The organism is Pseudoalteromonas sp. S3178, assembly GCF_005886985.1.
Taxonomy (GTDB): Bacteria; Pseudomonadota; Gammaproteobacteria; order Enterobacterales; family Alteromonadaceae; genus Pseudoalteromonas; species Pseudoalteromonas carrageenovora.
This window is the reverse complement of record NZ_PNCW01000016.1, coordinates 67601-84425: the sequence shown is the minus strand read 5'-3', so window position 1 is coordinate 84425 and position 16825 is coordinate 67601. Positions and strand designations below refer to the sequence as shown.

General features: G+C 38.7%; 12 protein-coding genes. 5 read left to right on the top strand and 7 right to left on the bottom strand.

What is annotated here, in order from left to right:
* The first annotated feature begins 173 nt into the window (after positions 1 to 173).
* From CWC11_RS03895 to CWC11_RS03885, 3 genes are all read left to right on the top strand, one after another.
* Entirely contained in the window at positions 174 to 3428 is a 3255-nt protein-coding gene (locus tag CWC11_RS03895) for an nSTAND1 domain-containing NTPase (RefSeq protein ID WP_138681635.1), read from the top strand.
* Between the two features lie 16 nt (positions 3429 to 3444).
* On the top strand, positions 3445 to 3834 hold the full coding sequence (locus CWC11_RS03890; protein ID WP_138681634.1) for a DP-EP family protein: 390 nt from the start codon (positions 3445 to 3447) through the stop codon (positions 3832 to 3834).
* Positions 3835 to 4071: 237 nt separating this feature from the next.
* A complete protein-coding gene (locus CWC11_RS03885; RefSeq protein ID WP_138681633.1) occupies positions 4072 to 5061 on the top strand; it encodes a sensor domain-containing diguanylate cyclase in 990 nt (329 codons plus the stop codon).
* Positions 5062 to 5329: 268 nt separating this feature from the next.
* On the opposite strand, the gene CWC11_RS03880 is transcribed toward CWC11_RS03885, so the two are convergent.
* Positions 5330 to 5812 carry a winged helix-turn-helix transcriptional regulator gene (locus CWC11_RS03880; RefSeq protein WP_058548640.1) on the bottom strand — a complete coding sequence of 161 codons (483 nt, stop codon included), beginning with the start codon at positions 5810 to 5812 and terminating at the stop codon, positions 5330 to 5332.
* Between the two features lie 169 nt (positions 5813 to 5981).
* Here CWC11_RS03880 and putA point away from each other — a divergent pair, with 169 nt between their 5' ends.
* On the top strand, positions 5982 to 9785 hold the full coding sequence (gene putA, locus CWC11_RS03875) for a bifunctional proline dehydrogenase/L-glutamate gamma-semialdehyde dehydrogenase PutA (protein ID WP_138681632.1): 3804 nt from the start codon (positions 5982 to 5984) through the stop codon (positions 9783 to 9785).
* A 118-nt stretch (positions 9786 to 9903) separates the two neighbouring features.
* Complete coding sequence (locus CWC11_RS03870; protein ID WP_138681631.1) at positions 9904 to 11097, top strand: cyclic di-GMP phosphodiesterase; 1194 nt, start codon at positions 9904 to 9906, stop codon at positions 11095 to 11097.
* A 56-nt stretch (positions 11098 to 11153) separates the two neighbouring features.
* On the opposite strand, the gene CWC11_RS03865 is transcribed toward CWC11_RS03870, so the two are convergent.
* The 6 genes from CWC11_RS03865 to CWC11_RS03840 all read right to left on the bottom strand — a co-directional run bounded on the left by CWC11_RS03865 (position 11154) and on the right by CWC11_RS03840 (position 16636).
* Complete coding sequence (locus CWC11_RS03865) at positions 11154 to 12215, bottom strand: general secretion pathway protein GspB (protein WP_138681630.1); 1062 nt, start codon at positions 12213 to 12215, stop codon at positions 11154 to 11156.
* An 11-nt stretch (positions 12216 to 12226) separates the two neighbouring features.
* A complete protein-coding gene (locus CWC11_RS03860; protein ID WP_138681629.1) occupies positions 12227 to 13144 on the bottom strand; it encodes an ExeA family protein in 918 nt (305 codons plus the stop codon).
* 184 nt (positions 13145 to 13328) lie between these two features.
* A complete protein-coding gene (locus CWC11_RS03855) occupies positions 13329 to 13847 on the bottom strand; it encodes an Lcl C-terminal domain-containing protein (RefSeq protein WP_138681628.1) in 519 nt (172 codons plus the stop codon).
* A gap of 9 nt (positions 13848 to 13856) precedes the next feature.
* Positions 13857 to 15509, bottom strand: a complete 1653-nt coding sequence (locus CWC11_RS03850; protein ID WP_138681627.1) for an Lcl C-terminal domain-containing protein — start codon at positions 15507 to 15509, stop codon at positions 13857 to 13859.
* Between the two features lie 68 nt (positions 15510 to 15577).
* The gene (locus CWC11_RS03845) at positions 15578 to 15910 is read right to left on the bottom strand and encodes a hypothetical protein (RefSeq protein WP_138681626.1); all 333 of its coding nucleotides are present in this window, start codon (positions 15908 to 15910) and stop codon (positions 15578 to 15580) included.
* 21 nt (positions 15911 to 15931) lie between these two features.
* On the bottom strand, positions 15932 to 16636 hold the full coding sequence (locus CWC11_RS03840; protein ID WP_138681625.1) for a DUF2982 domain-containing protein: 705 nt from the start codon (positions 16634 to 16636) through the stop codon (positions 15932 to 15934).
* Positions 16637 to 16825 lie beyond the last annotated feature (189 nt).

The following is a 16825-nucleotide window of genomic DNA, read 5'->3' as shown; positions in this document are numbered from 1 at the left end:
TAAAAAACAAACATACTGCTGCAAATTCAACCATCAAAGATTAACACGCCCTAAACCTCCCTTTCTTAGCAAAAACTCTTTTTGTGTTTGTTGTTTATTCTGTAATATAAATAATTAGTTAAATAACTATTTATTCTCTCGCTTTAATCACACAATAACAATAATGAGCCATTATGAATCGCAGCCCCTTTTACTTAGGTGATTGGCAAGTCAATCCCCAGTCAAATACCGTTCAGCGAGCAGGTAAAACTAAGCAATTAGAACCTAAAGCCATAGATGTATTAGTGCACCTATGTTTGCAAAAAGGTGAAATAGTCACCAGCGATGAGCTATTAGATCATTGTTGGAAAAATATTGAAATTGGCGATAACCCGCTACATAAAATCATTACTCAGCTACGAAAAGCCCTTGGCGATAAAGCAAGTGAACCCACCTACATAGAAACTATTCGCAAACGTGGTTACCGGATTATTGCAAAACTTGAGTTTCCATTAGCCGATGACATAACAGCAACTAAAAACACGTGGCAAGGCGGCTCTCCTTTTTTAGGTTTAAGCGCATATAATCCAAGCGACACACACTTGTTTTTTGGCCGAAATAAATCAGTATCTACCTTGCTTGAAAGAATATCGAGCCAAGTCAATTTTGGACGCGCATTTTGTTTAATCCTAGGCCCTAGTGGCACCGGTAAATCATCATTAGTTAATGCAGGTATACTGCCAAAGTTACTCGACGAGCGAGGCTATAACGGCATCGGAGTTCTTTCTTATTGTCAGCTCGATTTTGCAGATGTACATAAAGATAGGCTTTTTTTAGATTTAGCCTCTGCGCTACTCGACTGGGATATAAACAATCAACCTGTATTTGAAGGGTTAAGCGCGCTAGTACTTGCTCAGCAGCTAGAGCACAGTATTGATAATGTCATCTTTACCATAAAATCAGTGCTTAGCAAAACCTCTACACAAATCCACAAGCCGCAATTATTTTTATTTATAGACCGTTTAGAAGTACTACTTTCCTCGCCACTATTTAGTAACGAAACACGCAGCCATTTTTTATCGGTTATTGAGCGCTTAGCAACCTCTAAAACAGTGATTGTATTTAGTGCGTGCAGAAACGATTTTTATCCTTTAGTGGTTGAGCAACCAAGCTTAATGGCTGGCAAAGCTAATGGCGCGCATTACGACTTAACACCACCGAACAGGCACGAGCTTCAACAAATTATTCGCCTGCCAGCAATAACCGCTAATTTAACGTTTTCACACGACCCACACACCCAAACACCACTGGATGAAATATTATGCGCCGATACCGCCAATAACCCCGACGCACTACCCATGCTGCAATACACTCTGCAAGAGCTGTACTTACAGCGCAGTGATAATAACGAGTTACTACACAGTGTTTATAAAAAACTTGGCGGTATTGAGGGCGCCATAGGCAAAAAGGCAGAAGATGTATTTATAGGACTTTCTAAAGCGCAACAACAGCAACTAAAAAGCGTGTTATCACAATTAATAACCCTAAACCCTGATGGTAAAACTATTACTAGCCGCGCAGCCCGCTGGAAGGCATTAACTAATACCAACCAAAAAGAGCTTGTTCAAGCCATGGTCGATAGCCGCTTATTTGTATCGCACTTACAAAATGGCGAAGCCTGTTTTAGCCTTGCGCACGAAGCATTATTACGTCAATGGCCGCGCGCAAAACAGTGGATAAGCGATCACAAAGATGCATTAGCAATAAAAAGTCGCTTACAACACCAAGCGCAAAATTGGATAGATGAAGATAAAAGTAGTGCTTACCTTCTTGCGCCAGGTAAACCGCTACAAGAAGCGCAGCTATTGCTTAGCGACAAACTGTTTAAATTAGATGATAACGAGCACGCTCTTATTAAAAGCTCTGTAAAAAAAACAAAAACAAAGATAAGAGTAAAGCGAGTGACCGTTGCTCTATTATGCTTGCTTACATTTACCGCGTCATTAATGAGCTTCACTAGCTTTAAAGCCCAACAACATGCGCAAAAAAAACAGCTTGAGGCAGAAAGCTTACTGGGGTTTATGGTCGGCGACTTTGCCGACAAACTACGCAGCGTTAAACGTATGGACTTACTTGATGGCATTAGTAATAAAGCACTTGAGTATTTTACAAATCAAACTGACGAATCAGGTTCAGTCTTTAGCTTTAGCGATGATAAAGCACAATTTAACAACCGTTTTCAGTACGCACAAACCCTTGAGGCCATGGGGGAAGTGGCCTATTCCCGCGGTAAAACCGATGAAGCCTTCACCGCCTTTGAAAACGCCCGCATTCGCCTTGAGGCATTATTAAAAATTCAGCCAAAAAATTTAGAGCTACTCACCCTCGCCGGTGCTAATGCCTTTTGGCTCGGCCAGCTTCATTATGATGAAAGCGATTACGCTGCCACAGAGCCATTATTTGAAAAGTACCATACTTATAGCGAAAGCATGTATTCATTAGCACCCAATGATTTTAACTCAATTATGGAGCTGTCATATTCACATAACTCGTTAGGTTCTTTATACACAGAGAAATTTGACTATATAGCTGCGAAAAAAAGCTTTACAGAGTCACTTATTCTTAAGAATAGAGCCATTGAACTAAAACCGAATAGTAAAAATTTATTACGTGATAAAGCAGATACAATCAGTTGGCTTGCAAAAACTGAAGGTAACTTAGGTAACTTTAATGTTGCAATGAATATGCTGGAAAATGCAGTTTCTGTGGTGAAAGAAATGGCTAATCACTACCCTGATGACGCTAGTCTTTTTTATATGTCAGCAAATATACATATGCAACAAAGTTATTTACTAAGTTATTTACCTGATAAAAAAATGGCCTATTCAAAAGCTCGCTTTGCGAATGAAAATATAAATGAGGCTTTAAAGCAAGATCCAGAAAATAATGAATTTCAACATATGTATTATCTCTCTTTAGCGCAATTAATAATGTTGTCTTATGACAAAAAGGTAGATTCAAGAATAGGAAAAATTATTAGCTTCTTAAAATCACAAGGTTTTAATAATATCAATTCTATCAATACACAAATTAGTTTGGTTCGCTATTTTATTGACAGAAACCTCCCTCTCAAAGCGCAAGAGTTATTAATGACCCTTGAGGGTGATGTCGAATATAAACGTTACATAACTAATAAAATGAAAAATAGAGATAACTTAGCTCCTATAAATATAAACCTGCTCAAAGCTAAATTAGCTACGACCAGCGAACAACGAGAGCAATTTTGTGCAAGTGCGCTTTCAGCTATCACTCAAACAGTAAAAATAAACCAAAGTATTCATGTAAAGTACCCTCTAGTACAAGCGCACACTTGCTTAAATAGAGCAAACGAGATTCCACGAATAACCACAAGCCTGATAAAACTAGGCATTACTAACTTTAAACTATAAATACAAAGGAAATAACATGAATACCACCTTAGAAAAAGTCGATTTTCAAGTGCATATTCAGTTTAACGATAAAAAAGAAGCCGTTTTTAGCTATACAGAAAATGGTAAAACCGTTGACGGCGGCGGTACAGTAAGAACCGAAACTGCGGGTACTTACACTCTAGCTCCTGCAACAGTTGGGCTAGGCTTCTTTTTCACGGGGGCTACAATTACTAATAAAATCGGAACATGTGCCCAAGATTTCAGTTATGAACTTAGTGATAACCGCCAAGCAATCACCATCACCGATACAGCAAAAAACTCAGGCACGGCGTGTTTAATATTTAACGTTGAGTGTAATGATAAATCTTATTCAAGCCCTGACCCACAAGTTATAAATAAAAAAAAATTAATCAACAACGATTAATTATTGATTTAAAATTGCACAGGCCTAATTTACCCCTGTGCAATTTATTTATAAACTAACTACCTTTTCGCCTACTACTCTTCAAAGTTATAGAAACTAAACCTCAATACTTTCCTAATTAAAAAACATAATAAAATAAGCAACTTAAACCAGAAGGTTACCGAAAGGTTTAAAACCCATAAATTGAATAAACTGCTAGACATCAAGTTTCATTAACAATAAAAAATGAGCAACACCATGTCTAACAATAATGAAAATAGCAGAGTAAATAACACCGACAACGCTGTATCTGCATTAATGAGCAGTATTTCTAATACCGTTAACAATGAAAAAATAAGCGCGGTTATTAATGTTACTAATGTGATGGCCGATGCTATTTTTATTGTAAATGCACACGGTGTATTTGAGTCTGTAAATCCGATTGCTGCAAAGTTTTTTAATATGCCACTTGAGGCCATAATTGGTAAAAAGTGGCAATCGTTTTTACAAGAGCAATATAGAGACGATTACAATTACATGTTTGAAAGTTGGAAAAACAATTATCAAACGCCGCTTAACCATGGTCCTAAAGAAGTAAAAATAATTAAAGCAAATGGTAACTTTTTAGATGTTGAGTTATCTATATCATGTTTACCCGAATCGGTAGTCGCAAGTACCCCACTTTTTATTTGTATAATGCATGATATTTCAAAGCACGTTAAAAAGTATAAAGTACTGGAAAATGTAGCCAAGCTCGATCATCTCACAGGCATTGCTAATCGTTGTACTTTAGAAAAAACCATCATTAAAAATTGGCAAGAGTGCATAGTCAACAAGCAGCCTCTTAGCTTTATACTTATTGATATTGATTACTTTAAATTATTTAACGATAACTTTGGCCATGTAAAAGGTGATAAGTGCCTTCAAAAAGTCGCGCGTACAATTGAAGAATGCCTCCCCTCTAAAGACAGTTTAGTTGCTAGGTATGGCGGTGAAGAGTTTGCCGTTGTACTACCTCGTTCGCACATTTCAAATGCACAAATGATTGCTAAGCGTATTCAAGAAAAAATACTCAACATTAACTTTAGAGATATTGGGCTGCCACCAAATGTAAAAATAAGTGTAAGCCAGGGCCTTGCCTGCGAATACGATAATCAGTACAGAACATCTGAAGCATTAGTTTGCGCAGCTGACACGGCTTTATATAGGGCTAAATCTGAAGGGCGTAATAAATTGTGTGTTAGATAATACCAATCCGCAATAATACTTAAGTAAGCGAACTGGTATAATACCAACCTGCATAAATCTTTGATCAATTTAACGAATTAAATTGCACTATAACGTTGTTAAAAATTTTTTATTTAGAACAACTAGATATAAAAATTTATGCCTAGTTCTAGCGTAATTTTCTTCACGTTAAATAGACCTATTATATAAGCAGATTGGTATAAAACTGCTTGATATTAAAATACTGATAATAAAAAACCGCACTTAGCGGTTTTGTCATTAAATAGGCTTATACGTCTATTAGCAGGCCTTTATCTTTTTTGATTTTTTCGATAACCATATAGGTATGATGAGTCCCTACCCCTGGGATATCGACTAAATCACCTAGTACTTGCCTGTACTCTTCCATGTTAGACACACGAATTTTTAAAAGGTAGTCATAGCCGCCGGCTACCATGTCACACTCGACGACTTGTTCTATCCTTAATATGTGCTCTCTGAATACTTTAAATACAGCGGTGTTTGAAGCAACAAGTGATACTTGAACATGCGCTACTAAGCTCTGATTAAGTTTAGCTTCGCTAAGCTTGGCATAGTAGCCTTCAATATAGCCTTCTTGCTCTAAACGTTTAACACGGTCAAGGCATGGGCTGGCACTTAAATTAACCTGTTTTGCAAGGTTAACATTCGAAATTCTGCCGTTCTTTTGAAGAACGTCTAATATAGCTAAATCGATACGATCAAGCATGCGTAATCTATTTGGAATGCTCATAACAGAATTTTATGCGGATAAGTTAAATTTATACCCTGTAAATTATCGTAAATCGTGAAATTTAACCAGCATATTCTGCTGAAATTTATTTAGAATGCACTCACAATATCACTGGTAATTTATTGGTAATTAACTTTACTTTAAATCTTAACACTCCTGAGGGTTGCTTATGTTATTCAACGGCGATTTAACAACGACTTGTCCTATTAGACAAAGAATCCGTGACTTTTACCGCATAGACGAAAATGCGGTTATTGATCATATTTTACCGCTTGCAGAAGTTGGCGTAAAAGCACGAAGCCGTGCGTGGGAAAGGGCTCGTCAGATTGTTTTAAACATTCGTAAAGACCAAGATGGTCAAAGCGGTGTTGATGCGCTTTTAAACGAATTTTCACTTTCAAGTGAAGAAGGCGTTGTATTAATGTGTTTGGCCGAAGCACTGCTTCGCGTACCAGATAAAGCAACTCAAGATGTGCTTATTCGCGACAAGTTAGCTAAAGGCGATTGGAGCTCTCACTTAGGAAGCAGCGATTCATTATTTGTAAACGCATCTTCTTGGGGATTATTAGTAACCGGTAAAATGGTTAACTACACAGACAAAACTAAAGAACAACAGTTCGGTATGCTTAAAAAGACCATTGGTCGTTTAGGCGAGCCGGTTATTCGTAAGTCTGTAAACTTTGCAATGAAAATTATGGGTAAGCAATTCGTAATGGGTCGTACCATTGACGAAGCCATTGAGCGTGCTGCCGACACAGAGCAAAAAGGCTATGTATATTCTTACGATATGCTAGGCGAAGGCGCGCGCACCATGAAAGATGCCAAGCGTTACTTTGACAGCTACATGAATGCAATACACTCAATTGGTAAAGCGGCAAATGGCCGTGGACCAGTTAAAAGCCCTGGTATTTCAGTTAAACTTTCTGCTATTCACCCTCGCTATGAGTTCACTCATAAAGAACGTGTAATGCAAGAAATTGTGCCAAAACTTAAAGAGCTTGCGCTTGCTGCTAAAAAGTACGATATCGGCTTTACGGTAGATGCTGAAGAAGCTGACCGTTTAGATATTTCTTTAGATGTTATTGAAGCGGTATTTAGCGATAAAGATCTTGGTGATTGGCAAGGTTTTGGTTTAGCGGTACAGGCTTATCAAAAACGCGCTATTTTTGTAATTGAATGGCTAACTGACCTTGCAACTCGTGTGGGTCGCAAGATGATGGTACGTTTAGTTAAAGGCGCATACTGGGATACAGAAATCAAAACCACTCAGCAAGATGGTTTAGAGCACTTCCCGGTATTTACGCGTAAAGCGACAACTGACGTTTCTTACAAAGCATGTGCTATTAAAATGCTTGAAGCGCGCGATGTGCTTTATCCGCAATTTGCAACGCACAACGCTTACACTGCAGCGACTATTTTAGAAGTTGCTAAAGGCGATAACACAGGTTTTGAATTCCAACGCTTACACGGTATGGGTGAATCATTATTTGACCAAATCGTTAACGAAGAAAAAATTCAGTGCCGTGTATATGCGCCAGTAGGTCAGCACGAAGACTTACTTGCTTATCTTGTACGTCGTTTATTAGAAAACGGTGCAAACTCTTCGTTTGTAAATGCAATAGTAGATACAACTAAACCTGTTGAGTCGTTACTACCAGACCCAGTAGAAACACTGCAAGGCCTGCGTAACAAATACAATACGCAAATTAAAATGCCAATAGATTTATACGGTGAAGAACGTGCCAATTCAAAAGGCATGGATTTAACTGATATTAACGTTATTACCCCTTTCAAAGAGAACCTTGATATGTGGTTTAACGAGCATTTAATTGAGCAAAGCCAAGTACCAGAAGGCTCACTTGCAGTTAAAAACCCTGCAAACCATAAAGAAATCATTGGCCACGTTAAGTTACAATCTGGCGATGAAATGAAAACCTTGCTTGCAAATGCAGAAGCCGCATTTGAGACTTGGTCACAAACATCAGTAAAAGAGCGTGCTAACTTATTACGCCGTGTTGCTGATATTTTAGAGCGTCATCACGATGAGCTAGTGGCTATTTGTATTAAAGAAGCGGGTAAAATTGCGCAAGATGGTATTGATGAAGTACGTGAAGCCGTTGATTTTTGCCGTTACTATGCAGCGCGCGCTGAAGAGCTTTCTCAAGATGAGCGTTTTGAAGCCCGTGGCGTAATTTTATGTATTAGCCCGTGGAACTTCCCTCTAGCGATTTTCTTAGGCCAAGTGGCTGCTGCGATTGTTACTGGTAACACTGTAATTGCAAAACCAGCTGAGCAAACAAGCTTAATTGCGCTTCGTGCTATAGAGTTAATGTTATCTGTTGGCTTACCAGAGCATGTTGTACAACCTGTTGTTGCACGCGGTTCAGAAGTTGGTAAAACAATTGTTCCTGATGAGCGTATTCAAGCTGTTATGTTTACCGGTTCTACAGAAACAGGCACACTTATTTCTCAAACACTTGCTGCTCGTAACGATATTCAAGTACCGTTAATTGCAGAAACTGGTGGTCAAAACTGTATGATTGTTGACTCAACAGCCCTTCCTGAGCAAGTTGTTGATGATGTAATTAGTTCGGGTTTCCAAAGTGCTGGACAACGTTGTTCTGCTCTTCGTGTGCTGTTTATTCAAGATGACGTAGCTGATGGCATTATTGAAATGCTTAAAGGTGCTTTAGCTGAGTTACACATTGGCGATCCTTCATTACTTTCAACTGATGTTGGCCCAGTAATTGACGAAAAAGCGCTTAAAAACTTAAACGACCATGTTGAGTACTTAAAAGGTAATTCTATACTTCATTACGAGTGTAAAATTCCGGATAACACGCAAAATGGCGCTTACTTCTTTGCTCCTCGTTTATACGAAATTGAAGATTTATCAGTACTTAAGCGTGAAGTATTTGGCCCATGTGTTCATGTTGTACGCTTTAAATCGAACGATATTGATAACGTGATTGACCAAATAAATAACACAGGTTACGGCTTAACAATGGGCGTGCATTCACGTATTGAAGAGCGCTGTGAGTATTTAGCTAAAATGTCGCGTGCGGGTAACGTATACGTAAACCGTAACATGATTGGCGCTATTGTTGGTGTGCAACCGTTTGGTGGTCGTGGTTTATCAGGTACAGGCCCTAAAGCTGGTGGCCCTAACTACCTTCAACGTTTAGTAAAAGAAAAAGCATCACCAGATAACGTGCAAATGACTAACCTGACGCCAGATGAGCTTGATTTACACCACTACAGCGGTGCAAATGAGCAAGTTCAAAAGCTAATGACGAACTCAATGCGCGATGAAAAAATTTGGCGTGCAACACCATTAAACGACCGTGTTTCGGCTGTACGACAGTTACTTGCTAAAATTGCTACAGTAGAAATTATTGACGATTTAGCAGACGATTTAGCATTAACGCTTTCAGAAGCACGTGCTCAGCTTAACCGCCTTGAGAAACACATGCGTAAGTTTACTACCCTGCCAGGGCCAACGGGTGAGTCTAATACACTTCACCTTGAAGCGCGTGGTTGTGTAGTGTGTTACGCCGATAAGAGTACTTCATTTAACTTTTGGGCATTGTCTATCATTACTGCAATTGCCGCAGGTAATACGGTGATCACTGTAGCGTCTGAGCTGTTTTATGATGAAGCGGTTGCCTTTAAAGATAAATTTATCTCTACAGGTGTTGCTGAGGGCGTATTCCAAGTAGCTAAACCTAATCAGTTACAAGCTATTTTGGCGCACCCTCATTTAGCAGGTGCAGTAGTTGCGGCTCGCTCGTCTCGTTTAGGCTACTTCAGCCAACAACTTGCACAGCGTAAAGGAGCAATTTTACCGGTAATTAGCTCTGAGTATTACGATACATTAATTAAGCGCTTAATTACTGAAAAAACAATTAGTGTTGATACAACAGCATCAGGCGGTAATACCTCGCTAATGACGCTTGTTGAAGATGATGAGTAATTAATCTAATAGCTTTTCACTAAAAAAATAAAAAAGGCACTGTAAAGTGCCTTTTTTATTAGTCAGTAACGTACATATTTGCTAATTTATCGAAAGGTTAGTAACAGAAGTCATAAAATTGAAAATTATCTCTATTTCAAAACTACTCCCGGGTATGTTTGTACAAAGTGTCACTAAGCAAACTGGGCGTATAAAAATCAAAAACCAAGGCTGGGTTAAAACTCAAGTTGGTATTGATAAACTAAAAAAAGCCGGCATTTTAGAAGTTGAAATAGACCCAGATAAAACACTCACCAAATCAGTACCTGAAAAAGAACCAACTCAGACCTCTACCGTAGTAAAAAAACGAGACCCATGGCTAAAAGTTCACAGCAGTGAGCAAGAAATGGGCAAAGCTAAAAAGCTCTACGACGAAGCTAAAACTCTACAGTTAAAAGCATTTAAAGATATTAAAGCCGGTCGCGATATTGATATAGCGCCATTTAGAGAGCTTGCTAGTGGTTTTATGGACTCTGTTTTTAGAAATCAAGATGCCCTTGCGTGCTTAACGCAAATGCGCCAAAAAGACGCTTACTTACTTGAGCACTCAATAAACGTGTCTATTTTAATGGGCATTTTTGCAAAACATTTAGGGATTGATAAAGAGATTATTGTAGAGCTAACCACCGGTGCGCTATTACACGATATTGGTAAAATAAAAATTCCTGATGAAGTACTAAATAAACCAGGGCGTTTTACTGACGACGAGTTCAAAATAATGAAAATGCATTCATTATTTAGTAAAGAAATTTTAGAAGAGTCAGGATTAACAGGCGTAGCAGTAGATATAGCTGGCATGCATCATGAGCGATTAGATGGTAAAGGCTACCCGTTTGGTAAGAAAGGCGATGAAATAAGCTTATATGTACGCATGGCATCAATTGTAGATGTATACGATGCACTAACCGCAGAGCGAGTTTATAAAGCGGGCATGGAGCCAATTAAAGCTTTTAAAATATTAAAAGACGGATGCCCCGATAGTTTTGATGGTGAGCTATTAACTAAGTTTATACAGTGTATTGGTATTCACCCTGTGGGCACTCTTGTTAGATTGTCGAGCCAAAAAGTGGGCTTAGTAACCGAAAGCAACCCAGCGACACCATTAAAGCCTACAGTTAAAACATTTTATAGTGCTAAACATGGCCGTTATACTGAAGTACAAGATATAGATTTATCAAATAAAAAGACGTCTGACACGTTGGAGTCTGCTGTAAAACCTAAAGAATATAATATCGACTTAGCGCGCTTTTATAAAAACTCTATTTTACCTTAATAAAGCCGCTCAGAACGTGATAGTGCGGCTTTATTTATACAACACCTACCTTATTATTACGGCCAGTCTTGCAGTGCTTTTAAGCTAAACTCGTAACCATCAAAATCCAGTACACTTTGCTCTGGCGTGATCTCTTTGACAGTTAAAACCCCGATGCTTTCACCTTCATGAAGCTCTCGTCCATTTAACTTGATCCAACGTTTATCTGCGCTTGATGAGTAAATATGCGCCTGGTATTTTATGCTTGGTAGCATTGCTTGTAGGCCGTCTGGTAATAGCTCTACAGGGTTAACACGAGAAGAAGTACGAGAGCCTTGGGTTACTTCGTAATCTTGCTCCTGTTCAGAATCTTTTATTGCTTGTGCAAACGCGTCTTTTAATTTGGTAGGCACCGCATCTAATTCAGGATCGCTTTGCGTCGTTGATGTATTTTGCCCTGCATTGCTATTAACAGGTTTGCCCAGCACTTTATATTTGCTCATATCTAGCCCAGCAGAGCTTGTATTTGGCGTTTGAGGCTGCATAAACTGTGAGCTTTGCCCTTGTGCATTATAGGCAAGCGGGTTGTAGCTTTGTGCGGGTTGGTTAAATGTATTTTGGCTATAACCATTGGCATTTATAGGCATTTTTACATTATAACCTTGCTGAGTTTGCATAGGATTATCATTCATTGGAATGTATTGCCCTTGCGGGGTAAGCAGCATTTTTTGCACACCTGATTGTGTTTGTACATATACAAGCTGACCTTCAATAGATGCTTTATTAGTGCTATCTGCAGTTTTAGTTGGCTCTGAAGGTGCCGATTTATTTGCTGAATTTAAAGATGCTGTTTGCTCTTCTTCGCTTTCTTTTACAGGCGCTTTACTATCCGCTTCAATTTTTGTAGCTTCGCTAAGTACTGGCTTTTCAAGCAATGTGCTACTTTGTAGCCACTTACCACTGGCAAACCCACCAGCGACAGCTATAAAAGCGGCAATACTGCCTCCAAGTAACCAAGCTATTTTACGATAGCGCTTGAGTGCTTGTTGTTGTTTTAATTGTTCTGATTGCAAATCGTATTGCTCGGCGCTCATATCTGCTTGTTGCGATTGTTTTAATGCATCTAATAAATAAGACATTAATCACCTAACTATATAATAAATGAAAGGCCAACACCTGCTGCAAACAATGCAACAAAGGCAAAGCCGTAAGAGGTGTATCCACTTGGTTTTGAAGCGTTATTATCAGTTGCTATAAAATCCATAGGTAATGATTCTTGCGCTGATTTTTTTATTATATCGCTATCAACTATTAGCTGCTGCTTTGCAAAAGCCCCTACTAATGCCCGCTCACATACTAAGTTCATCAAGCGAGGCACTCCGCCAGTTAACTGATGGACAGTTTGCATGGCATCCATTGAAAATATTCCTTTATCACAGCCTGCTATATGTAAACGGTGCTTAATATAAGCCACCGTTTGCCCTTGCGTTAACGGTAATAAGTGATATCGAGCAGTAATTCGCTGAGCAAGTTGCCTTAATTCATTTCGTTTTAACAGCTCTTGCAACTCAGGTTGCCCTACGAGCACTATTTGCAGTAACTTTTTATGATCAGTTTCTATGTTAGTTAATAAGCGTAACTGCTCTAGTACATCTGGTGCTAATAATTGGGCTTCATCAATAATAAGTATGGTGTGGCCACCCGACTTATTATTCATTTCTAAATGCTGTTTAATAATATCGGTTAGGCTTTTTAGTGTGGCATTTTGCGAGTCGTAACTAATTTTTAGCTCATCACAAATACTCGCTAAAAGTTCAAGCTCTGATAACGCAGGGTTATGGATCATTGCCACTTGCGTATTTTCTGGCAGCTGCTCTAACATACTGCGCGTAATAGTTGTTTTACCTGTGCCTACTTCGCCCGTTAATAATACAAAGCCGCCATCTTCACCCAATCCATAGGTTAGGTGTGCTAATGCTTCTTTGTGGCGTTCACTTAAAAATAAGTAATGAGGGTTAGGCGAGATCGAAAAAGGTTTTTCGCTTAGGCCAAAATAGCTTAAATACACCGTGATATTCCTTCGTAATTAAATCACGGCCTATAATGGCAAAAAAACACGCTAAGTAGCAATCTTATAAGCACTTTATTATTGAAATAACGTAAATTTATGTAAAACAAAAAAGCACAGCGCTATGGCTGTGCTTTTTAGTGTGATGCCTTTATAAGTAGCATCAGCTAAATAATAGTTTATGTTATTTTTCGTAACGAACTAAGCGTAAATACACGTTACTTGTTTTGGCGTGTAAACTATTTAACCCGCTATCAAATTGATAAACCCATGCTGAGCTCATTGTGCTTACACCCGATGTATTTGACCAATAATTTTGCAGCTTGGTGCCTAAAAATACATCTTCATTAATACTTGGCTCTGTACAGCTGTGCTCTAAAATACTCGCCAGCTCTTTAATGTTAGGCACTTGCCAATCATCGTAATCGGCGGTTGTATCATTTTTTGCGCCGCGCAGAGCTTCTTGCCAGTTAATTGAAGGTGTAGACCCTTCGCAAAGTTCTGTATCCTCGTTATAGGTTTGCGAATAGCTACATCGTTGCCACATTAAACCTGTTTCACTGTCTGATACCGTACCGTCTGTATTTATTGTGAACCTATCTGTTGCGGTGGTAGTGTCTGCACCTGCGTAACATGTTTGTTCAGCAGCAACATTAAGGCTAAACGCGGTAGCAGCTAGAACATAGAGTAATTTTAATTTCATCATTTTCTCCTAACGGCTTCTAACTAAGCGGACATAAGCGGTGTTTTCTTTAGGGTAAGCCAGGTCATTACCGCTACTCATATCGATAATATAAGCTTGCGATAAACTAGTACCGTCGGCGGCTGTTTGCGATGTCCAATAAGGTAAATCTACATCTTCTATCTCGCCCGCTTGAGGAATATAAGGAAATAACGATTCGTCTATTAGTACTCTTTGCCCTTGCTTGCCATAATCAATTAAACCTAAAAGCTCAGTGTAAGTTGGTAAGCGCCAATTAGTACCACCACAAAAATCTAAGTCGTTCACTTCGTTTATATAACTTTGAACTCCACAACTTGTATCGTTAGGACACGTGCTATTTGCAGTACTTGTATCTGTAAAAGTAGTTTCTCCTATATCCCAAAAGTAATGATTTTGCCCATCTCGCAATGAGGTGTCTGGAACAGTACCTGAAGGCGCACTTTTTACTTCCCACACTAAGCCGGTCACATTATCGCGAATACAGGTAAAGTCACTGCTATCATCTGCAACTTCATCAGCAAACTTGTTCAGCTTAGTATAATCAAATGCCAGATTACCTTTCCCGACTTTATCTAGCTTATTAGCGTAACTATCGCGGCCAAGCTCAGCATCTTGCTCAGGAAAGTCATCACTTGCGCAGTTTATTCGTTGAGTATTGTTATAGCACTCACCTACACCGCTGTCGTTTATAAGTCCTAGCGCTTTAGGTGTAACATCAACAAATAAAGAATCTGTATCGGTACGCCCTTTTGAATCTGTTACTGTCACTTCAAAGCTTAATGTCGTATCTGTATCTACATCAGAGGCGGTAAATGTGGTTGTACATTGGCTGGCGCTACTAAGCGTTTCGGCATTACCGGTAAGTTGTTGCCAGGTACACGCATACGTATCTGTAACGGTTTCACTGCCTGTTGCATCTAGGGTAACTAATTCAAACTCTTCTACAGTTTGATCATCCCCAGCATTGGCATCCACCAGCTCATTAGTTTTATTAAGTGTCATATCGTATTGCGTACTTGCTTGCCCACCTTCATCGTCGGTAATTGTTAATTTCCAAGATAAATTGGTATTACTTTCAAGTAACGGATGAGAAAAGCTCAGCGTTGACTCATCAAAGCTTGTAATATCAAGATCTAGGCCTGATAACTGCTCCCAAAAATAAGTATCTATTTGGCCATTGTCATCAGGATCTGTTGATTCAAGAGCACTTAAGGTAATTGTATCTTTATAAACAGAGGGAAGTGTTTCGGGTAAGGTTTGCGTTACTACCACAAGAGGTAGCTGATTATTAGAACTTACAGAAATTGTAATATCATCACTAACAGCACTGCTTCCAGTACTTTGATAGCTAACTCTTAAAATTATCTCGCTGTCAGCTTTAACATCTGGTGCAGTAAGGATTTGCTCTGCGCCATCAAGTGGGAATCCATCTAAACTTGGGCCACTTACTTGTTGCCAAGTAAATGTACCGTCTGCAGGAGAGCCTTGTGCAGTAATGGTAAATTCACTTTTTTCGATAATTTGTAAGTCAGTTCCGGCATTCACAGATGATTCAATACCTGTATCGTCGCTACCACCACCGCCTCCACACGCACTCAGCAAACCGCAAGAAATGAGAGGGATTAAAGCAAACGCTTTCATACGTAGCACCTTTTATGTCAAATAATTACTATAGTGTAATCACTAGCAATAAAGATGCCATTAAATAGCTACATATAAGTATCTTGATGGATACGTACAAACAACTTTGTACCTATTTTACTGTAATCTACCTTGTACTCTCGACCATCTAAAGCCTGAATAAAAAGCAGTTGTTTTTCTTCACCAAAAACATCTGCACTGCTAACGTATACCATTTCAAGGTATCGCTCTTTCGCATCACGTCGATTTTTAGGTAACTCTTCTTTAAATGGTTCTAAGCCATTTTGAGTTACTTTTATTTTAGGGTGGATCTCAGAGTTAACTACCACTAAATCAAGTTTTTTGTCTTTATGTATTATGGTATTTCGACCACTTTTTAAAAAGGCTCTGTCTTGGCTCATCTTCTTTCCTACAGTCGCAATTTAATTATTAATTTGCGACGCTATAAACTGACTGGGCTGGCGCTTCCACTTATTTAAGTTAGCACTAAATGCCCAAATATCTCTATCTAATACACTGGCAGGTAACAATAAGTCGTAACCTGTTAACAGTTGAAGGTGCTTAGTTCTATTAGCAAACATAGCTATAAGTCCAGTATAGCTCTTTCCTTTTAAGGAAGTGTAATGTGTATCTTCTATTAACCATTCTGATGGGCAATTGCCATTTTTGCAATGTTTTTGAACAACTTGCATAAACAAGTTGCGCTGTTCTATTAATAGTTTCCCTGCAATTCGCGGTGCAATACTTGTTAAAAACTCATCTATGTCGTTTAATTTAACACCCACAGCATTAAGCTCTAGGTGGTCAAACCCATCTTCTACTTTGGGGATCCCACTGTGATGAAAATTACTCCAAGACATGCTCCACGCACCATATTTGTGGCAATAAATTAATTCAGACTCACTTAAAACTAGGCTGTAATAAGGCTCTTGAGTTTTTAAAAAACCAACAAAAATAGCGGCTATACACAAGCTCACTAAAAATATTTCTAGTATGCTAATTTCACCTGGCCGCAATAAATTAAACAGCATAATAAAGGCAAGGCCTACCGCCCCAACAATAAGTATTTCTATTGCATAGCGAGCTCCTTGAGCACGATATTTAACCGCTTTGTTAAGTTTATCCATATTGATAAAACACCATATAAAATACAAACATAATAACGGCCCAAAGTATGACCTTTCTTGTGGTTAAACAAAAACTACAGGTGGTTTTAAATTTCATACATTTACCGCTTTTTCTCAACAAAATAGGAACAATGAATAAATCTTATTTACTTTTACGCTTAACGCACAAATTTATGAGATACATAACCG